The following is a 25,261-nucleotide window of genomic DNA, read 5'->3' as shown; positions in this document are numbered from 1 at the left end:
TACACGGGATAGCGATCACTTACATGAGTGAAGCGTTGCAGCAGAAGATCTTGCTAGCCAAGGAGAAAAAGGAAAAAGAGCGGATCCTGCAAAGTTTGCCGAATGGAGTGGTGGAAGAATTTCTCCTTCCCGGCGAAGTCCCCGAATGGGTGGCTGCTAGGTTTGCGCAATTCACAAGTACAGCGACTCCACCGCATTACTCCATCACTACTGATTCTCGCGGTGAACTGAGCTCTTGGATCGAATCCCTGGCCAGGAAGCACGATGTTTCGAACCCAATGCTGGTCAGTACGGGCCTCCGTAATTTCCCTTGGGTGAAGTGTCAGTGCACTTCACCCGGCTGGGCGGAGGTTCTGATAAGCGCTCTAGGGCGCGACCTTTCCCTCCTCTCGTCCAACATGCGACGACTGCTCGTAGTGTTCGAGGAGGAGTACGAGTGCATCGCTTTCACGGCCACCGAGTGACACGCGGCAATGCCAGAAGAGGTCTCAAAACAGCGGCCGGATGCGTTTGGCCGCGGGAACGGCCCCCGCGGCCGGCGCTCAGAACGCCTCCGACGCGAACCTCCCCGCCGTCTCCTCCAGAACCTCCACCCCGTCCCGCGCCCACAACCCGTCGTTGAACAGCTCCACCTCGATGAAGCCCGTCCAGCCGGCGGATTCCACCCGCTCGCGCCACTCGCGCATGTCGATCGCGCCGTCGCCGAGCTGGCCGCGGCCGTTGAGGACGCCGGCGGGCAGCGGGGTGGTCCAGTCGGCGAGTTGGAAGGAGTGGATGCGGCCCGTGGCTCCCGCGCGGGCGACCGCCGCCGGGGCCCGGTCGTCCCACCAGATGTGGTACGTGTCCACGACCACGCCCACTTGGTCGGCCGGGAAGCGTTCCGCCAGGTCCACGGCCTGGTCCAGCGTCGAGACCACGCAGCGGTCGGACGCGAACATCGGGTGGAGCGGCTCGATCGCGAGGCGGACGCCCCGTTCACCGGCGTAGGGGGCAAGCACGGACAGCGCGTCCGCGATGCGTTCTCGGGCCGCGACGAGGTCGCGGCTGCCGGGCGGGAGACCGCCCGAGACCATGACCAGCGTGTCCGTGCCCAGCGTCGCCGCCTCGTCGATCGCGGCGCGGTTGTCGTCCAGCGCCCGGGCCCGGTCGCCCTCGTCGGTCACGGTGAGGAAGCCGCCCCGGCACAGGGAGGTGACCGAAAGGCCCGCGTCCCGTACGAGCTTGGCCGTGGCGTCCGCCCCGTACTCGGCGACCGGTTCGCGCCACAGGCCCACCGCCGGGACGCCGAGCCGGACGCATGCCTCCGCCAGTTCCGGCAGGGTCAGCTGCTTCACCGTCATCTGGTTGATGCTGAAGCGGCTCAGGTCAGGGCTCACCGGGGGACTCCGTACACGTCGAGCAGGGACTTCATGCGGGTCTCGGCCAGCGTCGGGTCGGGGAACAGGCCGAGCCCGTCGGCGAGTTCGTACGCGCGGGCCAGATGCGGCAGCGAGCGCGCCGACTGGAGGCCGCCGATCATCGTGAAGTGGGACTGGTGGCCGGCCAGCCACGCGAGGAACACGACGCCCGTCTTGTAGAAGCGCGTCGGGGCCTGGAAGAGGTGCCGGGAGAGTTCCACGGTCGGGTCGAGGAGCTTGCGGAAGCCCTCCTTGTCGCCCGTGTCCAGGACCCGTACGGCCTCTGCCGCCAGCGGGCCCAGCGGGTCGAAGATGCCGAGCAGGGCGTGGCTGAAGCGTCCTCCCGCCGCCGGCTCCTCGCCCGCGATCAGTTCGGGGTAGTTGAAGTCGTCGCCGGTGTAGCAGCGCACTCCCTGCGGCAGGCGACGGCGCAGTTCCACCTCCCGCCGGGCGTCCAGCAGCGAGACCTTGATGCCGTCGACCTTGTCGGGGTGGGCCGCGATGACTTCGAGGAAGATCTCCGTGGCCGCGTCCAGATCGGGCGAGCCCCAGTAGCCCTCCAGCGCCGGGTCGAACATCGGCCCGAGCCAGTGCAGGATCACCGGCTCCGACGCCTGGCGCAGCAGGTGGCCGTAGACGTCCAGGTAGTCCTCGGCGGAGGTCGCCGCGGCGGCCAGCGCCCGGGAGGCCATCAGGATCGCCTGCGCGCCGGTCGACTCGACGAGGGCGAGCTGTTCCTCGTAGGCGGACCGTACCGAGGTGAGCGTCGCCGGCGCGGTCAGCTGGTCGGTGCCGACGCCGCACGCGATCGTGCCGCCGACGGCCTTCGCCTCGGCGGCCGAGCGCCGGATCAGCTCGGCCGCGCCCGCCCAGTCGAGGCCCATCCCGCGCTGGGCGGTGTCCATGGCCTCGGCCACGCCGAGGCCGTGCGACCACAGGTGGCGGCGGAAGGCGAGCGTGGCCTCCCAGTCGACGGCGGCGGGAGAGTCGGGGCCGACGTCGGCGTACGGGTCGGCCACGACATGGGCGGCGGAGAAGACCGTACGGGAGGTGAGCCGGGTCGAGGCCGTGAAGCTCAGGGGCTCGCTACGCGGCTCGTACGCGGTCAAGGAACCGTCGGCCCGCGGGAGTCGGATCGTCACAGCGACAGCTCCGGCACCTCGAGCCGCCGGCCTTCCGCCGACGAGCGCAGGCCCAGTTCGGCGAGCTGCACGCCGCGCGCGCCGGCCATCAGGTCCCAGTGGTAGGGCTCGTCGAGGACCACGTGGCGCAGGAAGAGCTCCCACTGGGCCTTGAAGCCGTTGTCGAAGTCGGTGTTGTCCGGGATCTCCTGCCACTGGTCGCGGAACGACTCGGTGACCGGCAGGTCCGGGTTCCACACCGGCTTCGGGGTGGCGGAGCGGTGCTGGGCCCGGCAGTTGCGCAGGCCGGCGACCGCGGAGCCGTGGGTACCGTCGACCTGGAACTCGACGAGCTCGTCGCGATTGACCCGTACCGTCCAGGAGGAGTTGATCTGGGCGATCGCGCCGCCCTCGAGCTGGAACGTGCCGTACGCGGCGTCGTCGGCGGTCGCCGCGTAGGGCTTGCCCTGCTCGTCCCAGCGCTGCGGGACGTGGGTGGCGACCTGCGCGCTGACGGAGGTGACGCGGCCGAACAGCTCGTGCAGCACGTACTCCCAGTGCGGGAACATGTCGACGGTGATGCCGCCGCCGTCCTCGCTGCGGTAGTTCCAGCTGGGGCGCTGGGCCTCCTGCCAGTCGCCCTCGAAGACCCAGTAGCCGAACTCGCCGCGCACGGACAGGATCTGGCCGAAAAAGCCGCCGTCGATGAGGCGCTTCAGCTTCAGCAGGCCCGGCAGGAAGATCTTGTCCTGGACGACGCCGTGCTTGATTCCCTTGTCCTGGGCGAGGCGGGCGAGTTCCAACGCGCCGGCGAGGTCGGTGGCGGTCGGCTTCTCGGTGTAGAGATGCTTACCGGCCGCGATCGCCTTCTTCAGCGCCCCGACGCGGGCGGAGGTGACCTGGGCGTCGAAGTAGACGTCGATGCTCTCGTCGGCGAGGACGGCGTCGAGGTCGGTCGAGACCTCGGTGATGCCGTGCCGTTCCGCGATCTCGCGCAGCGCGTGCTCGCGCCGGCCCACGAGCACCGGCTCCGGCCAGAGCACCTCGCCGTCGCCGAGGTCGAGACCGCCCTGCTCACGGATCGCCAGGATGGAGCGCACCAGGTGCTGGCGGTGACCCATCCGCCCTGTGACGCCGTTCATGGCGATCCGCACTGTCCTGCGTGTCACGAAGTGCCTCCATCTTTCATCTCGGTTCTTCCGAGTTCCCTCGATATGAGCGTAGCAAGCGCTTTCTACGCGATATGAAGCTAGCCTGCCGACAGCGGCCTGGACAAGGGGGCCGCTCCATCTCCCGCGGAGGAAAGCGATGACAGTCACCCTGGCGGATGTGGCGGCCCGCGCCCGGGTGTCCCCGGCGACCGTCTCCCGCGTACTGAACGGCAACTACCCGGTCGCCGCGTCGACGCGGGAGCGCGTGCTGCGAGCGGTGGACGAGCTCGACTACGTCCTGAACGGCCCGGCGAGTTCACTCGCCGCCGCCACGTCCGACCTCGTCGGCATCCTCGTCAACGACATCGCCGACCCCTTCTTCGGGATCATGGCCGGAGCGGCGCAGACGGAGATCGGCGGGCAGGAGGGAACGGGCCGGGCAGGCGGCGAGAAGCTCGCCGTCGTCTGCAACACCGGCGGCTCGCCCGAACGTGAACTGACCTATCTCACCCTGCTCCAGCGCCAGCGCGCCGCGGCCGTGATCCTCACCGGCGGCGCCCTGGAGGACCCGGACCACATCGCCGCCATGACGGCGAAACTCAGCCGGCTCGCGGACGCCGGGACCACGGTCGTGCTGTGCGGCCGCCCGCCGCTGCCCGGCAGCGACGCCGTCGTCGCCTCGCTCGCCTTCGACAACCGTGGCGGCGGACGGCGGCTCACCGAGCACCTGCTCACGCTCGGCCACCGCCGTATCGGATACGTCGCCGGACCCGTGGAACGCACCACGACCCGGCACCGGCTGGAAGGCCACCGCGCGGCGATGGCCGCCGCCGGACTGGGCGGGGACACGGCGGAGCAGGAACGGCTCACGGTGCACGGCCCGTACGACCGCAGGTCCGGCTACGACGCCACCCTCGAACTGCTGCGCAGGGACCCGGACCTGACGGCGATCGTCGCCGCGAACGACACCGTCGCGCTGGGCGCCTGCGCGGCGCTACGGGACAAGGGCCTGCGGATCCCCCACGACATCTCGGTCGCGGGCTTCGACGACCTGCCCTTCTCCGTGGACGCGGTGCCCGCGCTCACGACCGTCCGGCTCCCGCTCTTCGAGGCCGGAGCCCGCGCCGGCCGGCTCGCCATGGGCAACGAGGCGCCGCCGCCCGGGGGCATCGCCTCGATCGCGGCGGAGCTGATGGCCCGGGACTCGACGGCGCCGCCGCGGATGTGACGGCAGGGCCACGGCCCCGGAGGGCCGGGTCCCGCGGCCGCGTCGGCGCGCCCGGCCGCCCCGGTCCGGGGCCGTCGGCGGTCCCGCCGAGCGGCGCGCCCTGCCCCGCTTCCGCGTCACCTGAACGGCCCACACCGCTCGCCGCCCCGCAGGCACCACCCACACCCTGAGGTTCCTGCCCCGAGGACGGAGAACGAGCATGTCCAGCAGCACGCGAAGCACCCGGACCGCCTCGCGCGGTGGAGGCGGCGGGTCCGCCTGGGTCACCGGGGGCACGATGTTCGCCGGTGTCCTGATGCTGATGGAAGGCTCCATCAGCATCCTCTCCGGGATCGCCGCGATCGCGGAGGACGACGTGTACAGGCGCGTCGGCGACTACGTCTTCAAGTTCAACCTCACCACGTGGGGCTGGATCCATCTGATCCTCGGCATTCTGGTGGCGGTCACCGGCTGGGGCATCCTCCAGGGCGCCGCCTGGGCACGGGCCGTCGGCGTGGCGCTGGCCGCCCTGGTCGCCGTCCTCCAGTTCATGTGGCTTCCGTACCAGCCGATCTGGGCGGTGGTCTCCATCGCGCTCGCCGTGTTCGTCATCTGGGCGCTGACCTCCGACCACGGGCGCGGTTCGGATCCCGACCGCAGGTCCGCGCACTGAACCACCGCGCCCCCGGCGACGCCGAGGGCGCCGGAGCGCGGACCGGGCCCTCTCGCCCACCGTCACGGCGGAGGAAAGATGACGCGCGACGCATCGCCGGGAGGCCCCGGCCCCGAGGCCGGCGTCCCCCGGCCGCAGGCCCGCGCCCTCCTTCCGCTCGTCCTGCCGGCGCTGCTCATCGGGATCGCGTCCAGCCTCGTCCTGATCGGAGTGAGCAGGCTCGCCGAAGAGCTCCAGCACTGGCTGTGGAACACCGTGCCGGGGTGGTGGGGCTTCCCGGGCACGTCCGCGGGCTGGACCCTTGCCGTGCTCACCACGGCCGGTCTGGCCACGGGCCTGCTCGTCTGGAAGTTCCCGGGCCGTACCGGCCCGGACCCGGCCACGCGCGGTCTGGTCGACCCACCGCTGCCGGTACGGATCCTGCCCGGTCTGCTGCTCGCCGTCGTGGTGACCCTGGCCTGCGGGGTGAGCCTCGGCCCGGAGAACCCGATCACGTCGATCAACGTCGCGCTCGCCTGCGCGCTGGGCATGAAGGCCATGCCCCGCAGCCCGGCCGCCGTCTGGGTCTCGCTCGCGGCCGCCGGGACCGTCGGCGCACTGTTCGGCACACCGGTCGCGGCCGCCCTCATCCTCTCCGAGATCCAGGCAGGGCCTGATGCGCGGCCCCTGTGGGACCGGCTCTTCGCACCGCTGGTCGCCGCCGGAGCCGGAGCCCTGACCACCGTGCTGGTCGCGGAACCGATGCTGACCGTCCAGGTCGGCCCCTACCCCGGGCCCCGGCTGATCGACGCGGTGTCCGCCTTGGCGGTCGCCGCCGCCACGGCCGTCGTCGCGATGGCCGCCGTGTACGTCTTCCCTCATGTGCACCGTCTCTTCCACCGGCTGGAGCACCCCGTCCTGAGGCTGACCGCCGGCGGTCTGGTCCTCGGCGCGCTGGGCGCGCTCGGCGGGCAGCTGACCCTCTTCAAGGGCTTGGAGGAGATGCGGGAACTCACCGCTCACCCGGAGGAACACGGCGCGGCGAACCTGACGCTGCTCGCCCTGGTGAAGCTGGCCGCGCTCGTCGTCGCCGCCTCGTGCGGTTTCCAGGGCGGACGGATCTTTCCCGCGGTGTTCGTGGGCGTGGCGCTCGGGATGCTCGCCCACGCCCTCGTCGCCGCGGTGCCGATGGCGCTGGCGACGGGGGCCGCCGTCCTCGGTGTGCTGGTCGCCGTCACCCGGCAGGGCTGGCTGAGCCTGTTCATGGCCGCCGTTCTCGTCGACGACCCGCGCCTGCTGCCACTGCTGTGTGTGGCGATCCTTCCGGCGTGGCTGATCGTCACCGGGCGCCCCGAGATGCAGATCCCGGCGCACTGCGGAGCGGCGGGGGCCTTGCAGGGCAGACCGGGCGGGCATAGCGTTGACTGAGTCAACGCTGACCCCGGAGCCGATCATGCCGATACAAGAGATCCGCGCGTTCAACCGCTTCTACACCAACCTCATCGGCGCGCTCGACTACGGCAAGCATCTGTACACGCCGTACACGCTCACCGAGTCCCGTGTCCTGTACGAGCTGGCACACAGCCCCCGGACCGACGCCGCCGACCTGCGCGGCGAGCTGTCGATCGACGCCGGGTACCTGAGCCGGCTGCTCGCGAAGTTCGAGCGCGACGGGCTCGTCGCCCGCGCCCCCTCCGAGCGGGACCCACGTCGCCAGCGGATCACGCTCACCGACCGCGGCAGGAAGGCCGCCGCGCTGCTCGACGAACGGTCCCGGCAAGCCGTCGGCACACTCGTCGCCGACGTGCCGGAGCGGGACCGGGACCGGCTCGCGGATGCGCTGGGCACCGTACGGGAGCTGCTGTCGCAGGCGAGGCCCGGCTCCGCCGCCGAGCCGGTCCTGCGGGATCCCGGCCCCGGTGACCTGGGGTGGATCGTCCAGCGGCACGGCGCGCTCTACGCCGCCGAGTACGGGTGGGACGCCGGCTTCGAGGGCCTGGTGGCCCGGATCGTCGCCGATTTCGCGCAGGAGCACGACCCCCGCCTGGAGCGGGTATGGATCGCCGAGACGGACGGCCGCCCGGTCGGCTCGGTGATGTGCGTACGGGACGACGCCCCTGACACGGCCCGGCTGCGGCTGCTGCTGGTCGAGCCGGAGGCGCGCGGGCACGGGCTCGGCGACCGGCTGGTGGGCTCCGCCGTGGATTTCGCGCGCGATGCCGGGTACCGGGACATGGTGTTGTGGACCAACGACGTACTGACCGCGGCCCGCCGGATCTACCAGCGGGCCGGGTTCACGCTCGTCGCCGAGAAGCCGCACCGCTCGTACGGAGCGGATCTGGTCGGCCAGGACTGGCGGCTGTCACTGCAGGAAGGAACGGATCGATGAAGTTCGCCTTCTCGACCCTCGGCGTGCCGGGCAGGCCGCTGACGGAGGTGGCCAGGCTCGCCGCCGACAGCGGATACCAGGGCGTGGAGCTGCGCGCCCATCCGGAGGAACCGGTGCACCCCGGCATCGGCACGACCGAACGGGCGGAGGCGGTCAGGGAGTTCGAGCGCGCGGGCGTCGAGATCCTCGCCGTCGCCGGGTACGCGCGGATCGCCGCGGCGGGTGACGACAAGCCCGTGATCAAGGAGATGGAGGAGCTCGGCCGGCTGGCCAAGGACCTCGGGGCGCCGTTCGTCCGGGTGTTCCCCGGCGGCGGCGACCAGGACCCGGCAGAGGCCGACGCGATCGCCGCCCGCCGACTGGCTGCCGCCGCGGAGACCGCCGCCGACCTCGGTGTGCGGATCCTGCTGGAGACGCACGACTCGCACCGCAGGGGCGCCGACGTCACCCGGGTGCTGGGCCTGGTCGGCCACAAGCACGCCGGGGCCCTGTGGGACGTGATGCACACCTGGCTGGGCGGCGAGGCGCCGGCGGTGACCCACGCGGCGCTGAGCCCCTTCCTCGGATACGTGCAGGTCAAGGACGTGGCCTCACGCGAGGATCTGACGCCGCTGCCACTGGGGCAGGGCGTGCTGCCGCTCGCGGAGTGCCTGGCGCTCGCCGACCCGGACGGGTGGGTGTGCTGGGAGTACGAGAAGCGGTGGTATCCGGCCGCCACGGAGCTGCCGGGCCTGCTCACCACGGGCAGGGAGCATCTGCTCTCGCTGCTCTGAGCGGACGGCTTTGAACAGACGGCTCCAAGAGCGGCCTGATTCTGTGCGGCCGGGACGGTTCGGCGGGTGCCGAAGCGTCCCGGCTCTAGCGTGCACGGGACCGACTCACGAAGGAGCGACTCCCATGTACGAGCGCGAGATCGCGGCCCGTTTCCGCGAGGTCAACGGCGACCACCCGATGTCACCCGCGGACGACGCCTACGTGACCGCGCAGTTCGCCGTGCTGGACGACCTGTGCCTGGCGTCCGGCCGCGACCCCGGCGCCGTACGGCTGATGATGCTGGCCGGCATGCTGCCGCTGCCCGGCTATCTGCGCTCCGACGGGGCCCAGATGGTCCCGAAGGACCTCTTCGCACCGGCGGAGACGGCCGGCGGGCCGGAGCAGCTCGAGGCCTGGTTCGTCGCGCACTGGGCCGACCGGGCGGCCGGGCGCCAGGAGTGGGAGGCGTATCTGAGCGGCCGGTACGTGTGCCTGCACTCCGTCACCCCGGCGTCGATACAGCGCAAGGAGCGGCTGACCGCCGAGATCACCGCGGCACCGCACGACCCGGACGCCGGGACGCCTGGATGGTCGGCGAGGCTGCACTCCGCGATCGACGAACTGGACGCGCTGGAACCGGCGTTCACCCCGTACGACCGGCTCCGTTTCGGTGGCCCGACCTCCCGCGACCTGTGCATCGACGCGATGCGCGCCCGCTTCCCGCCTGACCCGGCTACTGCCAGGGAACGGTGAGCCAGGGGCTTTCCGGGTCGGTGGTGAGCGTCCTGTGGATATCGACGACCTCCGTGTACCAGGTGCCGAACTCCTCTTCGTCGAAGTGGAGACATCGGCCGAGCGCATAGCCCGCTCCGAAGTCCTCCCAGGACCGGTACACCGTCGCGCTCACCTCACCGGCACGGACCACGGCGCTCTCGGCGTTCGCCGGATCGCAGTACCGGGCGGCCAGGCCCCAGCGCGCCATGTTGGCCGCCCGGCCGTAGTCCCAGGAGAGGACGGACCTCACACAGCGGCCCTCGGACAGGACCCCGTCAGCGCGGAAGCGCGCCTCGTAGCGGGTGATGCGCCCGATCAGTTGCTGGACGCCGCTGATGTCCGCCTCGGAGACCGTCTCCGGCTCCGCGCGGCGGCGCATGACGTGCGCCGCCGTCTCCCGCCATCGGACGGGATCGACCGGGCCTCCGTACTCACGCGCCATCGCACGGCGTACGGAGAGGACGAACTCCCAGGCGGGGCTCACGTACCGGCCGTGCAGCAGGTCCTCCTGGGTCCGGCGCCAGTCGTCGGGGCCGCGGATGCCCCACGACTCGTCCACCGTCTCGCGCATCTGCCGGAACCCTTCGAGGTGCGAGGCCGGCGCGTTCCACAGATCGCCCCTGTGCACGGCCAGTTGAGCACCGCACGCCAAACCTCTGGCCACCGGGCCCTGGGTCGGCCCGCCCACCCGCAGGGTGCGCAGCAGGCCCTCCTTCCGCGGGGTGACCCGTTCCGCGTGCTGCCGCCACAGGTGGAGGGTCTGCGGGTTCGCCGGGAAGTACGCCTCGCCGGGCGTCCCGGGATTGACCGCCAGCCAGCAGGGGTCGTTGCCCCAGGTTCGTACGACGCTCCGGAACGACGTGCGGTTGAAGACGGGGTCGGGCTGGGGCAGAGGCAGGGCGCCCTCGGTGTAGAAGGCGTAGCACCAGGTGCCTGTCACCGGGCTCCGGTAGGAGTACTGCGTTCCCGTGCCCGCCTCTGCGTCCGCCCGTCCCACCGGATAGTAGAGGTACACGCCGGACAGCACGTCGAAGAACGACGCCCAGTCACCCCGCGTCTTCGCCTCGTGGAGCCGGTGCTCCACCTCGGTCGGCGCCTGCCATCCGTACGGCATCGCGACGGCGGTCACGGGCTCACACGCTCCCCAGCGGCTTGAGGCACATGGCCTCCGCGTCGGCCGCGTACTCGAGGCGCATCAGCAGTTCGTCGCCGTCGCAGTCGGCGAGCCGCGCTGTGCGGTACTCCGCCAGGTGCGACCCGCAGTCCACCCGCCGGATGTCCTGGTCGGGCCAGTTGCTGTGGTTCCGCACGCAGTCACCGACCCGGACCGAGGCCGCCGCGGGGCCGCTGTTGAACGCCGCTGTCGTGATGCCCGTCGCCAGCACGATCACCATCAGCACGATGGGCGCGAGGACGAGCAGGACGGGAGGACGTGCGAGCACCCGCTTTCCCGGGTCCAGCGGAGGCCGCCATCCGCCGTACGGAGCGGTGAGCTTGAGAAACCGGGCGCGCGGGCCGAGGTTCATCGTGACGGTGACCGGGGTGATGAAGAGCGACATCACGCCCCACCAGCCCTGCCACAGTGTGTCCGTGGTCATCCGGCGGTGCAGCGACGTTCCGCACGAGCGGCAGAAGAACCCCTCGCGCTTGCGGGAACGCATGACCAGGAACATGCCCTGGTGGCCGCGGATCACCGCGTGGACGGCGGGCAGCGAGCCGCACACCTGGCAGGGCACGGCGCCTCCTGGCCCCGCCCCGTGTGGGCCTGGTACAGGTGCTGCTGCGTCGTGGCGTCGTACCGGACCTGCCCCGGACCGTAAGGCGGCGTGGACATGGGTGATCCCCCGTCGGTCGATCGGAAGGATCACCCTAGAACGTCAGCTGTGAGCGGCTGTCAGTGGTTCCTGGGCCTTCGGTGCGGGCCGCGCCTGTCGGCGGCCCGGCAGGGACGTCAGCGCGACGCCGCCGACCAGCAGGGCCGCCGCGCACCAGCGCAGGGGGCCGACCGGCTCGCCGAGGAAGAGGTACGCGGAGGACATCCCGAAGACGGGGACGAGGAGGGAGAACGGGGCCACCGAGGACGCCGGATGGCGGCGGAGCAGCAGGCCCCAGGCGCCGAAGCCGAAGATCGTGGTGACCCAGGCGACGTAGAGGACGACCGCGGCGCCCGTCCAGTCCAGTGAGCGCAGCGCGGCCAGGTCGCGGTCGGCGCCTTCCAGGAGGAGGGAGAGGCCGAGCAGGGGCAGGACGGGAACGGTGCTGACCCACACCATGAAGTTCAGCGCGTCGGGCGGCGCCGCCTTACGGGTCAGGACGTTGGAGACACCCCAGCAGGCGGCCGCGGCGACGACCAGGACGAACCCGGACAGGGGGCCGGAGGCGCCCTCGTCGACAGCGGCGACCGCGATGCCCGCCAGGGCCACGGCCATCCCGGCGACCCGTACCCCTCCCGGGCGTTCGCCGAGCGCGGCGAAGGCGAACACGGCCGTGAACACCGCCTGGACCTGGAGGACCAGGGACGAGAGACCGGCGGGCGCCCCTAGGTCCATGCCCGTGAACAACAGGCCGAACTTGGCGACGCCCAGGATGAGGCCGACCGCCACGATCCACTTCCAGGCGACCTTCGGCCGGCCGACGAAGAAGACCGCGGGCAGCGCCGCGGCCAGGAACCGCAGGGCAGAGAAGAGCAGCGGCGGGAAGTGGTCCAGACCGATCTCGATGACGACGAAATTGACTCCCCAGACGGCGGCGACCAGTGCGGCGAGGGCGATGTGGGCGGGGCGCATGACATGGAGCATCCCGCCACGGGACCATGTAGCACCAGCGCGGATTTCTTCATGGTTGGATGAAGCGCTGCTGATGAGTGCCGTCGATGAACGCGTGAATGGGGAGAGACCATGCTCGACCTCGGCCGGCTGCGCGCACTGCACGCCGTCTCCGTCCACGGCACGGTGGGTGCCGCGGCGGCCGCGCTCGGCTACACCCCGTCCGCGGTGTCCCAGCAGATCGCCAAACTGGAGCGGGAGACCCGCACGACGCTCCTCGAGCGCGAGGGCCGGGGCGTCCGGCTGACCGACGAGGCCCGGCAACTGGCGTCCACCGCACAGCAGTTGCTGTCCCTGGTCGAGGAGGCAGAGGTGCGCCTCGAGGAGCGGCGCGGCCGGCCGGCCGGGCGGCTCTCGATCGCCTGCTTCGCCAGTGCCTCCCGCGGGCTGATGCCGTACGTCCTCGCCGACCTAGCCCGCCGCCATCCCGGTCTGGACGCCCGGCTCCACGAGGTGGACCCGCATCTGTCCGTCGATCTCGTCGCCCGCGGCGCGATCGACCTGGCCGTGGCGCACGACTGGGACATCGCCCCGCTGCCGACCCCGCCGGGCGTCGAGCAGGCCGTCATCGGCGACGACATGTGCGACGTGCTGGTCCCGGCCGGCCACCCCCTGGCCGCCGCCGACTCCGTGCGGCGGGAGGACCTCAAGGACGAGCGCTGGATCACCCAGCCGCCCGGCACGGTCTGCCACGACTGGCTGCTGCGGACCCTGCGGTCGGCCGGCTGCGAGCCGTTGATCGCCCATCAGGCGGAGGAGAACCACACCCAGGTCGCCCTGGTGGCGGCCGGACTCGGCATCGCACTGGTTCCCCGGCTGGGCCGTGGGGCGCTGCCGCCGCAGGTGGCGGCGGTGCGGCTGGCGCCGGTGCCGACGCGGCGGCTGCACGCCCTGTGGCGCACGGGGGCGGCGCGCCGGCCCGCCATCACCGAAACGGTACGGACCCTGCAGAAGCTGTGGCCGGAGGTCTCCGCGCACTGACAACCTCCGCCCGGGCGGGCCGATCCGGCAGGGGCCGTCGGCCGCCGGTCCGGTGACGGTTGTGCGCGGGGCCTTGACCTGGCAGTTAGTTTCCGGATATCCGTGTCACCTTGGCAGTTTCCTTCAACTCCCCTTGTGCCACACCCATGTCGAGCATGTTGAGCAAGGCCGGAAGGAGCACCAGTGCACGACCGGAACCTCTCGAGACGCACTCTTCTCACCGCGACCGCCGTCGCCGCGGGCGCCGTCGCCACCACCGCGCTACCCGCCCTCGCGGCGCCCGCAGCCGTTTCCCGCGGCACCAAGGACCGGCTCACGCGGCTCATCTCGAGGATGAGCATCGAGGAGAAGGTCGGCCAGCTCTTCGTGATGCGGGTCTACGGACACTCCGCCACCGACCCCGACCAGGCCGACATCGACCTCAACCTCGAAGAGATGGGCGTGCGCAACGCCGCCGAGCTCGTCGCCGAGTACCACGTCGGCGGCATCATCTACTTCGCGTGGGCGCACAACACCCGTGACCCGCAGCAGATCGCCGGGCTGTCCAACGGCATCCAGCGGGCCGCGCTCGCCCAGCGGAACCCCGTACCGCTGCTGATCTCCACCGATCAGGAGCACGGCATCGTCGCCCGCGTGGGCAAGCCGGCGACGCTGATGCCGGGGGCGATGGCCCTCGGCGCCGGCGGCTCCACGTCCGCCGCCCGCAAGGCCGCGCAGATCGCGGGCCGCGAGCTCGCCGCGATGGGCGTCGTCCAGAACTACGCCCCCGTCGCCGACGTGAACGTCGACCCGGCCAATCCGGTCATCGGCGTGCGGTCCTTCGGCGCGGATCCGGCCGCGGTCGCCCGGATGGTCGCCGCGCAGGTCAAGGGCTACCAGAGCGCGGGCATCGCGGCCACGTCCAAGCACTTCCCCGGACACGGTGACACCACCGTCGACAGCCACACCGGCATCCCGGTGATCACCCACACCCGCCAGGAGTGGGAGGAGATCGACGCGCCGCCGTTCAGGGCCGCCATCGCCGCCGGCATCGACTCGATCATGACGGCGCACATCCAGTTCCCGGCGCTGGACGCCAGCAACGACCCGGCGACGCTGTCCCGGCCCATCCTCACCGGCATCCTCCGCGAGGAGCTGGGCTACGACGGCGTGGTGGTCACGGACGCGCTCAACATGGAGGGCGTCCGGGAGAAGTACGGCGACCACCGGGTGCCGGTACTCGCCCTGCTCGCGGGCGTGGACCAGCTGCTCAACCCGCCGGACCTTGCGGTCGCCTGGAACGGTGTGCTGGACGCGGTAAGGAGCGGCGAGATCACGGAGGCCCGGCTCGACGAATCGATCCTGCGGATCTTGCTGCTCAAGGAGAAGCTCGGCCTGTTCCGCGACCCGTTCGTACCGCAGCGGGAGGTGGGGCGCACGGTGGGCACCCCGGCGCATCTCGCCGCCGCCGACCGGATCGCCGAGCGGACCACCACGCTGCTCACCAACCCGGACGGACTGCTGCCGCTCAGCCGCCGCAGCCACCGCGAGGTCCTGGTCGTCGGCGCCGATCCGGCGTCGCCCAGCGGCACGACGGGGCCGCCGACGACCGTACTCGCCGACGCCTTCGGCGAGCTGGGTTTCACGGCCACCGCCCTGTCGACCGGCACCGCCCCCAGCAGCGCCAAGATCACGGAGGCGGTCGCCGCGGCACAGGGCAAGGACGTGGTCGTCGTCGGCACGTACAACGTCTCCGCGACCAGCTCCCAGCGCACCCTCGTGGCCCGACTGGTGGCGACCGGCGTGCCGGTGGTCGCGCTCGCCATCCGCAATCCGTACGACGTCGCCAGGCTCGACGGGGTCGCGGCCGCCCTGGCGGCCTACTCGTGGACCGATGTCGAACTGCGGGCCGCGGTACGGGTGATCGCGGGCCACGCGGACCCGCGGGGCCGACTCCCGGTGCCGGTGCAGCGGGCCGACGACCCGTCACGGGTGCTGTTCCCGATCGGCCACGGGCTGTCGTACCGGTAGCCGCGCACCGCATGTGAAGGGGCCGTACCCGCAGCCGGAGAAGGCTGCGGAGACGGCCCCTTCTACCGCTCCCCGGTTACGGGCGCAGCATCGCCTCGCGCTCCAGGTCGCGCTTGTCGAGCTTCGTGTCGGCCTTCGCCAGCGGCCTGGCCTTCGCCGGGTCCTCCTGGACCGCGGCCGGGGCGACGCCCGCCCAGCGCAGGATCGCGGCAGTGGCCTCCGCCCGCTCCTCGGCCACCAGACCGGCGACGTTCGCACCGTGGTTGGCGCCCGGCGCGGTGTAGACGTGGCTGTCGCGGGTGCCCTTGCCGACCCGGAACGGCTCGGCGCCCCACGGGTCGTTCTCGCCGTAGACGAACATCATCCGGTCGGCGTTGTGCCGGACCCAGGTGTCGACGTCCTTCATCACCCACGGCTTGAAGCGCATGGAGATGTCACGCGGCACGAAGTTCCGCGGCGGCTGGTAGCCGTAGCGGCTCAGGCCGTTCAGGTGCGGCTGCCTGATGTCGGGCGAACCGAGCTCGGTACCCGCCTGGTAGTAGTACGGCGTGTAGGTGGCGAGCCCCTGGTCGGCGTAGAAGGAGAAGCCGGAGATGGCGTCGACGGTGTCGAAGATCTCCTGGTCGGACGCGGTCGCCGCGGCCGGGATCGCCTCGCAGTCGGACACGTGGCTGTACTGCCAGAACGCCCACACGAAGTCGAGGACGACGGCCTCGTACGCCTTGTCCAGGCTGCCGACGGTGTCGAACGTGTAGCCGCCGTCCGCCGCGTGCTTCTCGTAGATCGCCTCGAGCGGCTCCCGGCGCACCAGGGCCTCGCGCTGGACCGCGTTCAGCTTGTCGCGGCACTCCTTCGTACCGACGTTCTCGAGGAACCGGTCGTACGCCCGGTCCTCGTTGTTCACGACGTCGTTGGGCGCGACGTAGGCGACGACACCGTCCATGTCGTTCGGGTAGTGGCGCTCGTAGTAGGTGGCGGTCATGCCGCCCTTGGAGCCGCCCGTGGAGAGCCAGTTCCTGTCGTAGATCTTCTTCAGTGCCTTGAACACCCGGTGCTGGTCGCTCGCGGCCTGCCAGATGTCCAGCTTGGACCAGTCGGCGGGCGCGGGACGCGAGGGCGTGAAGAAGCGGTACTCCAAGGAGACCTGGTTACCGTCGATGATGGCCGTCGGCTCGCTGCGGCGCGGCGTGGTGGAGACGTTGTAGCCGGAGGTGAAGAAGACGGTGGGGCGGTCGGTGTCCTTGTGCAGCAAGGTGATCCGCTGCTTGAACGTGCCGCGCCACGGGTGCCGGTGGTCGACCGGCTGTGTGTAGTTGAGGACGAAGAACCGGTAACCCGGGTACGGCTTCTCCTCGATGAGACTCATTCCCGGGACCGAAAGGATCCGGTCCTTGATGTCCGTGCCGGTCGCCGGCTCTGCGGCGGTGGCCGCACCCGCCGTCACGCCGGCCGCGCTCACGGTGCCTATGAGCACCACGAGCGACAGCAGCCATCTGAGCGCCTTGCGCATTCACCCTCCCCTGGAGATCTCCCCTTGAGATCAAGTGGTCGCGGTGAACCTAGCGGTGTCAACACGGGCCCCGCCAGACCCGGTTGAGCCTTACCGGCGCATCAGCACAGAATCCACCCGGTGGAGCGCGAGGTCCCTGAGACCGAACCGGTGGCGCGTACACAGCGGTTGAGGGCGTGCACGGTGACGGGCCCGGCCTGCCGGGTGAACCTCCCGCTGTCCGTGTCCGCACGCCCGCCCCGGGGCTGGAGGGAGACCGACATGGACCGTCGGACGCCGGGGCGCTTGGCGAGGGTGACGGCGCAGGCATAGTTGCCGCGTTCGTAGACGCGCAGTTCGCCGGTCGAGAAGGTGACGGTCCTGGCCAGTCGGCCCGGGCAGGGCGCCGCCGCGTCGGCCTGTTGGACGCCCGGGGCGGCGACGGTGAACGCCGCGACCGCCGTGACCACGGCGAGCACCCGCCCTATGACCCGGCCCGGCCGCCCCCTGCCCCTGATCCCCGCCCCACCGAACACGCTTGCTCCCCACTGCCACCGCTCCGTACTTGCGTACGACGCGCGGGGCCGGGGATCGGTTGCGCCCGTCACGGGTCGCTACGGCCTGTTACCACCTGACGCCCGGCGGTTGCTGCCGCCGCGGCAGGAGGCCGGATCCTGCTGAATCCGGCGTCACACCGTCGCGGGCTCGTCCTCCCCTATGTCCTCCGTGCCCTCGCCGACGAACGTGCGCCACAGGGCGGCGTAGCGGCCGTCCAGGGCGAGCAGTTCGTCATGGGTGCCGTCCTCCGCGACCCGGCCATGATCCATCACGACCACGCGGTCCGCGCGGGCGGCGGTGGTGAGCCGGTGGGCGACGACAAGGGTCGTACGCCGGCCGGTCAGCCGGTCCGTCGCCTGGTTCACCAGTGCCTCCGTCGCCAGGTCCAGCGCGGCCGTCGCCTCGTCGAGCAACAGCACGTCCGGGTCGACGAGTTCGGCGCGGGCCAGGGCGATCAGCTGACGCTGCCCCGCGGAGAGGTTGCGCCCCCGCTCCGAGACCTCGTGGAGGTAGCCGCCGTCGAGTGTGGCGATCATGTCGTGCGCGCCGACCGCCCGGGCGGCCGCCTCGACCTCGGCGTCGCTCGCGCCGGGGCGGCCGTAGGCGATGGCGTCCCGGACGGTGCCGGGGAAGAGGTACGCCTCCTGCGGGACGACGCCGAGGCGGTGCCGGTACGCGGTCAGGTCCAGCTCACGCACGTCCACGCCGTCGACGGTGACCCGGCCGCTCGTCGGGTCGTAGAACCGGGCCACGAGCTTGACCAGCGTCGACTTGCCGGCGCCCGTCTCGCCCACGAAAGCGACGGTCTGCCCGGCCGGGATGCGCAGATCGACGCCGGTGAGCGCCTCCTCCTCGTCCCCGTAGGCGAAGGACACGTCCTCGAAGCCGATGTCGCCGCGCAGTGCCCGCACCGGGTGCGGCTCGGCCGGCGTGAGCGTCGACGCCGGCTCACGCAGCAGTTCCTGCACGCGGCGCAGCGACACGGCCGCCTGCTGGTAGCCGTCGAAGACCTGCGAGAGCTGCTGCACGGGCGCGAAGAACAGATCGATGTAGAGCAGATAGGCGACCAGCGCGCCCGTCGTCAGCGTGCCCGCCTCGATCCGGCCCGCGCCCACGATCAGAACGGCGGCGGTGGCCACCGACGACAGCAGCTGCACGAACGGGAAGTAGATCGAGATCAGCCACTGGCCGCGGACCCGGGCCTGGCGGTAGCTGTCACTGCGGGCCGCGAAGCTCTCCCTGCCGGTGCGCTCCCGGCGGAACGCCTGCACGATCCGCAGACCCGAGACGGACTCCTGGAGGTCGGCGTTGACGACGCTGATGCGTTCACGGGCGAGCTCGTACGCCTTGACGCTCTGCTTGCGGAAGAAGTACGTGCCGACGATCAGCACGGGCAGCGTCGCGAAGACGACCAGGGCGAGTTCCACGTCGATGACGACGAGGGCGACCATGATCCCGAAGAAGGTGACGACCGAGACGAACGCGGTGACCAGGCCCGTCTGCAGAAACGTGGACAACGCGTCCACGTCCGTCGTCATCCGCGTCATGATGCGGCCGGTCAGCTCACGCTCGTAATAGTCGAGACCGAGCCGCTGGAGCTGCGCGAAGATCTTCAGACGAAGTGAGTACAGCACCCGCTCACCGGTGCGGCCCGTCATCCGGGTCTCGCCGATCTGCGCCGCCCACTGCACCAGCACGGTCGCCAGCGCGAGCAGCGAGGCCGCCCACACGGCGCCGAGCGCCACCTGCTCCACACCCTCGTCGATACCGTGCCGGATCAGGATCGGCAGCAGCAGGCCCATGCCCGCGTCGACGGCGACCAGACCGAGGCTGACCAGCAGCGGCAGGCCGAACCCACTCAGTACGGCCCGCAGCCTGCCGCCCTCGCCGGCGGTCGCGCCGGCGGGCTCCGGGCGGGTGGCCCGCGCCTCGTCGATGTCGGGGGTGTCGGTGGCCGGGGGCAGCGCCTCGACCTGAGCCAGCAACTCGGGCGTCGCGCCGGGCTCCTCCTTCGCCTCCTCCGCGTTCTCGTCCCGCACCCACAGCCGCGGCGTGATCCCGCGCTCCGCGTCGAACTCGGCGTCGAGCTCGTCCCGTACGGTGCGGTCCTCGTCGGGTTCGGGGGCGGCCTGCCGGACGATGTGGCCGGGCGAGACGCCGCCCAGTTCGTCCGGGTCGGTCAGCAGCCGCCGGTACAGCGCGCAGCGCTGCTCCAGCTCCTGGTGCGTGCCGATGTCGGCGAGCCGGCCGCCGTCGAGGACGGCGATGCGGTCGGCGAGGTTCAGGGTCGAACGGCGGTGGGCGATCAGCAGCGTCGTACGGCCGGCCATGACGTGCTTGAGCGCTTCGTGGATCTCGTGCTCGACCCGGGCGTCGACGGCCGAGGTGGCGTCGTCGAGGAGCAGCAGCCGGGGATCGGTGAGGATGGCGCGGGCGAGCGCGATGCGCTGGCGCTGGCCGCCGGAGAGGGTGAGGCCGTGCTCGCCGACCTTGGTGTCGTAACCCTCGGGGAGCTCGGCGATGAAGCGGTCGGCCTGGGCGGCGCGGGCCGCCTTCTCGATCTCCTCCTGGGTGGCTTCCGGGTACCCGTACGCGATGTTGGCCCGGACGCTGTCCGAGAAGAGGAGGCTGTCCTCCGGTACGAGGCCGATGGCCGCCCGCAGCGAGTCGAACGTCAGCTCACGCACATCATGGCCGCCGACCAGTACGGCGCCGCGGGTGGCGTCGTAGAAGCGGGGAAGCAGCAGCGAGACGGTGGACTTGCCGCTGCCGGAGGCGCCGACGACCGCCACCGTCTCACCGGCGGCGATCTCCAGCGAGAACCCGTCGAGGACCGGCTTGCCCTCCGCGTACTCGAAGCTCACGTCGTCGAACTCGACGGTGGCCGGTGCGTCGGCCGGCAGTTCCTTCGTGCCGTCCTTGATGCCCGGCTGCGTGTCGATCAGGTCGAAGACCCGCTCCACACCGGCCCTGGCCTGCTGGGCGACGGTCAGCACCATGGCGAGCATCCGCACCGGGCCCACCAGCTGCGCGAGATAGGCGGAGAAGGCGACGAAGGTACCGAGCGTGATATCGCCCTTCGTGGCCAGCCAGCCGCCCAGGGCCAGCATCGCGACCTGCCCGAGGGCCGGGACGGACTGCAGCGCGGGCGTGTACTTCGAGTTCAGCCGGATGGTGCGCATCCGCCCCGCGAAGAGCTTCCTGCTCACCTCGCGCAGCTTCTGCGTCTCCTGCTCCTCCTGCCCGAAGCCCTTCACGACGCGCACACCGCTCACAGCCCCGTCGACCACCCCGGCGACGGCCGCGGCCTGGCTCTGCGCGTACCAGGTGGCCGGGTGCAGCCGGGTGCGGCTGCGTTTGGCGATGACCCACAGGGCGGGGGCGACGGCGAGCGCGATCAGGGTCAGCGGCAGGGACAGCCACGCCATGACGACGAGGGAGATGCCGAACAGCACGAAGTTCCCGATGGTCATCGGGAGCATGAAGAGCAGCCCCTGGATCAGCTGAAGGTCACTGGTGGCCCGTCCGACGACCTGCCCGGTGGACAGCTCGTCCTGCCGCCGTCCGTCGAGCCGGGTGATCGTCCCGTACATGTCGGTGCGCAGGTCGTGCTGCACGTCGAGGGCGAGCCGCCCGCCGTAGTACCGCCGGATGTAGGTCATCACGTACACGACCAGGGCGGCGGCGATCAGCAGCCCGGTCCAGGTGTTCAGCGAGCGTGTCTGCGCCGTGATCACGTCGTCGATGACGACCTTGATGATCAGCGGTACGAGCGCCATGACGGCCATGCCGCCCAGCGACGAGCCGAGGGCGAGTACGACGTTGAGCCGGTAACGCCATGCGTAACCGGACAACCGCCGTGCCCACCCTTGCGCTGCTGGTGCCGCCGCCACGTGATGCCTCCCCGTCGATACCGCTGGGGGCCCGTCCGACCTGATCCTCGGATCCGATCGCGGGCCTGATCTTCCGGAAGGCACCAACGCGGCGGCCGGCGGATTTCATCCCTCCGCGACCCGTCGGCACCAAAGACCGGTCCAGGGTCCTAGGACCCGGGCAAGAGGCCCGCGATCGCCACGCTGGAAACTCAACCGGATGTTCACATCATCTCCACACAGGTGACTTATGAGCGCTACGGTTCACCGAAGCGCACCGAGAGTGCGAAAGAAGTCACAGAGCGACGCGCACGTGGCGGCCGCTTCGGCGTGCCCGGACGCGGCTGCAGGCCTGGGGGGCTCCATGCAGGAGATGACCAAGGGATCCAATGTCAGCCTGACGGCCCTGAGTGAGGACGCCGACGCCGTGGTCGTCAGCCTGCGCTGGAACAGCGCGACCGGCGACGGTGACGCCGATGTGTCCGTGCTCCTCCTGGACGCCGACGGGAAAGTACGGAGCGACACGGACTTCTTCTTCTACAACAACCCGACAGCGGCCGACGGCAGCGTGCAGCTCTTGGGCAAGAAGCCGACCGATGACGGCAACGAGGATCGCATCAGCCTTGACCTGACGGCGGTGCCCACAGGTGTGGAGCGCATCGTCGTCGCCGCGAGTCAGTACGGTGGCTCGACGTTCGGGGAACTGAACGATCTCCGTGTGACCGTGGCTGACCGCGCGGGAGAAGCACTGCTCGGCTTCTCGATAACGGACGCCGGTGTGGAGAGCGCCTTCATCTTCGGTGAGTTGTACCGGCGGGGAACGGACTGGAAGTTCCGGGCGATCGGCCAGGGGTACGAAACCGGTCTGGCAGGGCTGGCTACAGACTTCGGCATCACCGTCGACGAGGAGAGCGACGAGGAGAGCACCGACCGGGCGATGGCGACAGCGGAACCGGCGGCGGGCCCCGAGACGGTGCCATCGACACCGTCGGAGATGCTTGTCGTTCCCGTACAGCCCGGCCCGGTCCTGCCGTCCTCGGCTGAGCCCGCATCTCGCCGAGCACGCGGCCCCAGGACGGCGAAGAAGAAGATCACGCTTCCCAAGACGGTCAAACCGACGCTTGCCGAGAACGACTCGTGGAGGCCGGCGCGGTTGTTCCCCGCCTCGTCGCTGAAGAGCGACAAAGAACGTGAGATGCGAGCGACGTCCGTGCTGCTCTCCGTCATGGCGGAGGTACCGGAGTTCGGGCGGCGGCTCACAGCGGCGTTCGGCGCCCCGGCCGGGCGCATGCAGACCTTCGTGGAAGTGTCCCTTCCGCACGGGGACAGCCCGAAGCGACCGGATGGCGTGATCCGCGTGGAGCGGGCGGGCAAACTCTGGACGGCTCTGGTCGAGACGAAGACGAACGGCAACGCACTCAGGTCCGAGCAGGTCCAGAGCTACATGGACATCGCGGCACGGCGTGGCTACGAAGCCGTGATCACCCTCTCCAACGACGTAGAGCTGGAAGGCCGCCCGTTGGTCGATGTACGGACCGACGGACGCCGGAAGCACAAGGTGACCCTGTGGCACCTTTCTTGGGCCGAGGTTGCCCACCAGGCCCAGCTACTCATTCGTCACGAAGGCGTGGGCAATGCCACCCACGCGTGGCTGTTGCAGGAACTGCTCCATTACCTGCAACACGAGAACTCGGGCTGCCACGGGTTCCAGAACATGGGACCCGCGTGGGTTCCGGTCCGCAACGGCATCGACACGGAAACACTGTGCCAAGGGGATCCGAGGGCACTCGAGGTCGTGGAAAGCTGGGAGCAACTCGTCCGCCAGGTCTGTCTGCGGCTCGGTGGCGAACTGGGACGCAAGGCCTTGCCCGTGCAACGCACCAAGCGGGGCACCGACCCCCAGATGCGGCGGGTCGCCCTCGCGGACCAACTTTGTGATGACGGGCGCCTGACTGCGGAGATGCGTATCGAGGACACACCCGGGGTGCTGGCCATAGTCGCCGATCTCAGGACCGGAAAGCTGCGGACATCCGTCGACGTCCAGGCACCGGAGGGCAACTACCCCCTCACCTCGGTGAAGCGCCTCGTCCGCGCACTGGCCGACGCACCGGCCGACCTCCACGTGGAAACTCTTGTCGAGGACGGCAAGGGCCCACGAGGCACATTGGAAAGATTGCGCCCCGAGCCGGGTGACCTCCTGCCCAAGGACGGTGCCCGGATAGCCGGTTTCCGGCTGTCCCTGTTCAAGAGCATGGGAGCTACGCGTGGGAACGCCGAAACCGGGTTCATCCGTAGCGTCGACGACGCGGTGGATCGGTTCTACGCCTCGGTCGTCGCGCAGGTGTCCGCCTTCGAGCGACGCTCCACGAGTCGGCCCCGGGTCACCGAGCAGGTAGCCGCAGGCTGACCCAAGCTGGTCGGCGCCGCCGAAGGCTTCGCACACGGACAGCCTTGACCTCAAGCGCGCTTGACGTAACAGGCTCCTCGGCATGGACACCGACATCGACATCGAACAGATGCGGCGCGAGATGCGCGCCCTGGCCGACCGGGCCGAGATCGCGGATCTCCTGGACCGGTATCTGCGGTCCCTGGACGAGGGGCCGCTCGACGAGGACTGGGCCCGCGCCTTCCACACCGAGGACGTCACCGCGGAGATGCCCGTCGGCGCTGTGCGCGGGCGGAACGACCTGCTGGCGACCGTCCGGCGGGCGATGGCCCTCTTCGAGAGGACCGTGCACCTGGGGAGCAACACGGTCATCGAACTCGACGGCGACCGCGCCACGGCCCGCGGCGCCCAGCTCAGCACGCATGTCCTGGCGGACGGCTCCGAGGAGGTCTTCGTCTCCGCAGGTCATACGGTGTCCGAGCTCGTCAGGACCCCGGCCGGCTGGCGGATCTCGGCGACCGCCCTGCGCGTGGCGTGGACACAGGGCACGCCACCCGACGTGGAGCTTCCGGGCTGAGGACACCGGCGGCCGGTGTCGGTGGCGGGCGCTACCGTCCGAACATGACGATCACGCCTTCAGCCGCTTGGCGGGCGCAAGCAGCGCGGTACGCCGGAACCGGCTCGCCCTGGACCCCGCAGTTGCTCGCCGCGACGGACGCCGCACTCGGCGCCTACGAGGCGGACGTGGCCCGTCTCGGGAGCGCCGCCGGCGACGAGGAGGTGATCGCGGCGGTGCGGCGGGGCGTCCTCGCACTGAACGCCATCGACGCCGAGCACGGCGCGTACTGCACGATCGAGCGGGAGGACCTGTGCGAGTACATCGACGCCGTCCTTGCCGAGCGTGGCGTGGACGTCACCGCGCTGGCCGACCGCAACGGGATGGACGGTGACGACATCGCAGGCGAATGGCGGGACTGGTGAGCCGACGCGGCGCCTGGCACGCACTCCGGTGCCCGGCGTGAGCACTACGCGCCGGCCGTGCGCCAAGGCCGATTGTCAGAGGCCCCTGCCACGATGCCGGTGCGTCACCAAGAACGGACGGCCGAGACGTCAGCAGGCGGACGGCCTGCCGGACGGCGGATAGGACCACCGGCCGGACAACCGGCCGTCGGCACGACGGGGGACACCATGGGCACCTGGGACATCGGGCACTTCGACAACGACACAGCGGCGGACTTCTCCGGCACGCTGGACGACGCGGCCGAGAGCGAACGTCCTGGCATCGTGCGCGAGGCGCTGCTGCGCGTCGTCGGGACCGACGATTACCTGGACAGCGACGAGGCGGCCGAAGCGGTGGCCGCCGCGGCGCTGGTCGCCGCGCAGTGTCCCGGCGGGGAGGCGGTGACGACGCCCTACGGTCCGGACGAGCCCGTCCCCGCGCTGCCCGCCGACCTGCGGCTGCTCGCCGTCGAGGCACTCGACCGGACGCTCAAGAAGCCGTCGGAGCTGATGGAGCTCTGGGACGAGACCGACGCCGGTCCGGCGTGGCGGGCGGGTATGGCCGGGCTGCGGAAGGTGCTGACGGGAGCAGGCCCTTCCCTGGGCTGAGAGCCCAGGGCTGACGGTCCCAGGGCTGGGGGCCCCAGGGCTGACCGGCGGCCCGCTCGCCATGGCTCGCGGGCTGCGCCCGGCCTTG

General features: G+C 71.0%; 22 protein-coding genes. 13 read left to right on the top strand and 9 right to left on the bottom strand.

Annotated elements, in window-relative coordinates:
• Positions 1–23: 23 nt before the first annotated feature.
• Positions 24–464: a hypothetical protein gene (locus GLX30_RS22920; protein ID WP_159691892.1), complete on the top strand. Its 441-nt coding sequence runs from the start codon at positions 24–26 to the stop codon at positions 462–464.
• 78 nt (positions 465–542) lie between these two features.
• Here the strand turns inward: GLX30_RS22920 and GLX30_RS22915 are convergent, their stop codons facing one another.
• Genes GLX30_RS22915 through GLX30_RS22905 form a run of 3 tightly spaced genes read right to left on the bottom strand, consistent with a single transcriptional unit; the run spans position 543 to position 3,687 of the window.
• The gene (locus GLX30_RS22915) at positions 543–1,376 is read right to left on the bottom strand and encodes a sugar phosphate isomerase/epimerase family protein (protein WP_244258261.1); all 834 of its coding nucleotides are present in this window, start codon (positions 1,374–1,376) and stop codon (positions 543–545) included.
• Positions 1,373–2,539, bottom strand: coding sequence for a dihydrodipicolinate synthase family protein (locus GLX30_RS22910; RefSeq protein WP_159691890.1), 1,167 nt, complete (start codon positions 2,537–2,539; stop codon positions 1,373–1,375). The genes GLX30_RS22915 and GLX30_RS22910 overlap by 4 nt, the downstream gene beginning before the upstream one ends.
• Entirely contained in the window at positions 2,536–3,687 is a 1,152-nt protein-coding gene (locus tag GLX30_RS22905) for a Gfo/Idh/MocA family oxidoreductase (RefSeq protein ID WP_159691888.1), read from the bottom strand. The genes GLX30_RS22910 and GLX30_RS22905 overlap by 4 nt, the downstream gene beginning before the upstream one ends.
• Positions 3,688–3,826: 139 nt before the next feature.
• On the opposite strand from GLX30_RS22905, the gene GLX30_RS22900 reads away from it, so the two are divergent.
• The 6 genes from GLX30_RS22900 (at position 3,827) to GLX30_RS22875 (ending at position 9,423) form a co-directional block, all read left to right on the top strand.
• Positions 3,827–4,897 (top strand): LacI family DNA-binding transcriptional regulator, encoded by a 1,071-nt coding sequence (locus tag GLX30_RS22900; protein ID WP_159691886.1) that lies wholly within the window; start codon positions 3,827–3,829, stop codon positions 4,895–4,897.
• A 199-nt stretch (positions 4,898–5,096) separates the two neighbouring features.
• Positions 5,097–5,549, top strand: a complete 453-nt coding sequence (locus tag GLX30_RS22895) for a hypothetical protein (RefSeq protein ID WP_159691884.1) — start codon at positions 5,097–5,099, stop codon at positions 5,547–5,549.
• A gap of 78 nt (positions 5,550–5,627) precedes the next feature.
• The gene (locus GLX30_RS22890; RefSeq protein ID WP_159691882.1) at positions 5,628–6,956 is read left to right on the top strand and encodes an ion channel protein; all 1,329 of its coding nucleotides are present in this window, start codon (positions 5,628–5,630) and stop codon (positions 6,954–6,956) included.
• A 25-nt stretch (positions 6,957–6,981) separates the two neighbouring features.
• Complete coding sequence (locus tag GLX30_RS22885; protein WP_159691880.1) at positions 6,982–7,917, top strand: helix-turn-helix domain-containing GNAT family N-acetyltransferase; 936 nt, start codon at positions 6,982–6,984, stop codon at positions 7,915–7,917.
• Positions 7,914–8,690: a sugar phosphate isomerase/epimerase family protein gene (locus GLX30_RS22880; protein ID WP_159691878.1), complete on the top strand. Its 777-nt coding sequence runs from the start codon at positions 7,914–7,916 to the stop codon at positions 8,688–8,690. Before GLX30_RS22885 ends, GLX30_RS22880 begins: the two co-directional genes overlap by 4 nt.
• 124 nt (positions 8,691–8,814) lie before the next feature.
• The gene (locus tag GLX30_RS22875; RefSeq protein WP_159691876.1) at positions 8,815–9,423 is read left to right on the top strand and encodes a DUF6058 family natural product biosynthesis protein; all 609 of its coding nucleotides are present in this window, start codon (positions 8,815–8,817) and stop codon (positions 9,421–9,423) included.
• Here GLX30_RS22875 and GLX30_RS22870 read toward each other — a convergent pair.
• From GLX30_RS22870 to GLX30_RS22860, 3 genes are all read right to left on the bottom strand, one after another.
• Positions 9,404–10,573, bottom strand: a complete 1,170-nt coding sequence (locus tag GLX30_RS22870; RefSeq protein ID WP_244258260.1) for a DUF1266 domain-containing protein — start codon at positions 10,571–10,573, stop codon at positions 9,404–9,406. The two genes, GLX30_RS22875 and GLX30_RS22870, sit on opposite strands and share 20 nt — an antisense overlap.
• A gap of 4 nt (positions 10,574–10,577) precedes the next feature.
• A complete protein-coding gene (locus tag GLX30_RS22865; protein WP_159691874.1) occupies positions 10,578–11,180 on the bottom strand; it encodes a hypothetical protein in 603 nt (200 codons plus the stop codon).
• A gap of 141 nt (positions 11,181–11,321) precedes the next feature.
• On the bottom strand, positions 11,322–12,230 hold the full coding sequence (locus GLX30_RS22860; RefSeq protein ID WP_159691872.1) for an EamA family transporter: 909 nt from the start codon (positions 12,228–12,230) through the stop codon (positions 11,322–11,324).
• Positions 12,231–12,341: 111 nt separating this feature from the next.
• Here GLX30_RS22860 and GLX30_RS22855 point away from each other — a divergent pair, with 111 nt between their 5' ends.
• Both GLX30_RS22855 and GLX30_RS22850 read left to right on the top strand, forming a co-directional pair.
• Positions 12,342–13,250, top strand: coding sequence for a LysR family transcriptional regulator (locus GLX30_RS22855; protein WP_159691870.1), 909 nt, complete (start codon positions 12,342–12,344; stop codon positions 13,248–13,250).
• Between the two features lie 183 nt (positions 13,251–13,433).
• The gene (locus GLX30_RS22850) at positions 13,434–15,260 is read left to right on the top strand and encodes a glycoside hydrolase family 3 protein (protein WP_159691868.1); all 1,827 of its coding nucleotides are present in this window, start codon (positions 13,434–13,436) and stop codon (positions 15,258–15,260) included.
• A gap of 76 nt (positions 15,261–15,336) precedes the next feature.
• On the opposite strand, the gene GLX30_RS22845 is transcribed toward GLX30_RS22850, so the two are convergent.
• From GLX30_RS22845 to GLX30_RS22835, 3 genes are all read right to left on the bottom strand, one after another.
• Positions 15,337–16,770, bottom strand: a complete 1,434-nt coding sequence (locus GLX30_RS22845) for a S28 family serine protease (protein WP_159691866.1) — start codon at positions 16,768–16,770, stop codon at positions 15,337–15,339.
• 101 nt (positions 16,771–16,871) lie between these two features.
• Positions 16,872–17,285, bottom strand: a complete 414-nt coding sequence (locus GLX30_RS22840; protein WP_159691864.1) for a hypothetical protein — start codon at positions 17,283–17,285, stop codon at positions 16,872–16,874.
• Between the two features lie 153 nt (positions 17,286–17,438).
• The gene (locus tag GLX30_RS22835) at positions 17,439–21,200 is read right to left on the bottom strand and encodes an ABC transporter ATP-binding protein (RefSeq protein ID WP_159691862.1); all 3,762 of its coding nucleotides are present in this window, start codon (positions 21,198–21,200) and stop codon (positions 17,439–17,441) included.
• Between the two features lie 352 nt (positions 21,201–21,552).
• Between GLX30_RS22835 and GLX30_RS22830 the strand changes: the two genes are divergently transcribed.
• The 4 genes from GLX30_RS22830 to GLX30_RS22815 all read left to right on the top strand — a co-directional run bounded on the left by GLX30_RS22830 (position 21,553) and on the right by GLX30_RS22815 (position 25,173).
• Positions 21,553–23,586, top strand: a complete 2,034-nt coding sequence (locus tag GLX30_RS22830) for a TerD family protein (protein WP_159691860.1) — start codon at positions 21,553–21,555, stop codon at positions 23,584–23,586.
• A gap of 82 nt (positions 23,587–23,668) precedes the next feature.
• Entirely contained in the window at positions 23,669–24,142 is a 474-nt protein-coding gene (locus GLX30_RS22825; protein ID WP_244258259.1) for a nuclear transport factor 2 family protein, read from the top strand.
• A 44-nt stretch (positions 24,143–24,186) separates the two neighbouring features.
• Complete coding sequence (locus GLX30_RS22820) at positions 24,187–24,546, top strand: hypothetical protein (RefSeq protein WP_244258258.1); 360 nt, start codon at positions 24,187–24,189, stop codon at positions 24,544–24,546.
• Positions 24,547–24,753: 207 nt separating this feature from the next.
• Positions 24,754–25,173, top strand: a complete 420-nt coding sequence (locus GLX30_RS22815) for a DUF4259 domain-containing protein (RefSeq protein ID WP_159691858.1) — start codon at positions 24,754–24,756, stop codon at positions 25,171–25,173.
• Positions 25,174–25,261: the final 88 nt, after the last annotated feature.

Origin of the sequence: Streptomyces sp. Tu 2975 (assembly GCF_009832925.1) — a bacterium.
GTDB lineage: Bacteria > Actinomycetota > Actinomycetes > Streptomycetales > Streptomycetaceae > Streptomyces.
This window is presented reverse-complemented; position numbering and strand designations above follow the sequence as displayed.

What these genes read in the sequence shown, in the direction of transcription:
- GLX30_RS22920 (WP_159691892.1), top strand. Translation starts at nt 24, where the DNA reads ATGAGTGAAGCGTTGCAGCAGAAGATCTTGCTAGCCAAGGAGAAAAAG.
- GLX30_RS22900 (WP_159691886.1), top strand. Translation starts at nt 3,827, where the DNA reads ATGACAGTCACCCTGGCGGATGTGGCGGCCCGCGCCCGGGTGTCCCCG.
- GLX30_RS22895 (WP_159691884.1), top strand. Translation starts at nt 5,097, where the DNA reads ATGTCCAGCAGCACGCGAAGCACCCGGACCGCCTCGCGCGGTGGAGGC.
- GLX30_RS22890 (WP_159691882.1), top strand. Translation starts at nt 5,628, where the DNA reads ATGACGCGCGACGCATCGCCGGGAGGCCCCGGCCCCGAGGCCGGCGTC.
- GLX30_RS22885 (WP_159691880.1), top strand. Translation starts at nt 6,982, where the DNA reads ATGCCGATACAAGAGATCCGCGCGTTCAACCGCTTCTACACCAACCTC.
- GLX30_RS22880 (WP_159691878.1), top strand. Translation starts at nt 7,914, where the DNA reads ATGAAGTTCGCCTTCTCGACCCTCGGCGTGCCGGGCAGGCCGCTGACG.
- GLX30_RS22875 (WP_159691876.1), top strand. Translation starts at nt 8,815, where the DNA reads ATGTACGAGCGCGAGATCGCGGCCCGTTTCCGCGAGGTCAACGGCGAC.
- GLX30_RS22860 (WP_159691872.1), bottom strand. Translation starts at nt 12,230, where the DNA reads ATGCGCCCCGCCCACATCGCCCTCGCCGCACTGGTCGCCGCCGTCTGG.
- GLX30_RS22855 (WP_159691870.1), top strand. Translation starts at nt 12,342, where the DNA reads ATGCTCGACCTCGGCCGGCTGCGCGCACTGCACGCCGTCTCCGTCCAC.
- GLX30_RS22845 (WP_159691866.1), bottom strand. Translation starts at nt 16,770, where the DNA reads ATGCGCAAGGCGCTCAGATGGCTGCTGTCGCTCGTGGTGCTCATAGGC.
- GLX30_RS22830 (WP_159691860.1), top strand. Translation starts at nt 21,553, where the DNA reads ATGACCAAGGGATCCAATGTCAGCCTGACGGCCCTGAGTGAGGACGCC.
- GLX30_RS22825 (WP_244258259.1), top strand. Translation starts at nt 23,669, where the DNA reads ATGGACACCGACATCGACATCGAACAGATGCGGCGCGAGATGCGCGCC.
- GLX30_RS22820 (WP_244258258.1), top strand. Translation starts at nt 24,187, where the DNA reads ATGACGATCACGCCTTCAGCCGCTTGGCGGGCGCAAGCAGCGCGGTAC.
- GLX30_RS22815 (WP_159691858.1), top strand. Translation starts at nt 24,754, where the DNA reads ATGGGCACCTGGGACATCGGGCACTTCGACAACGACACAGCGGCGGAC.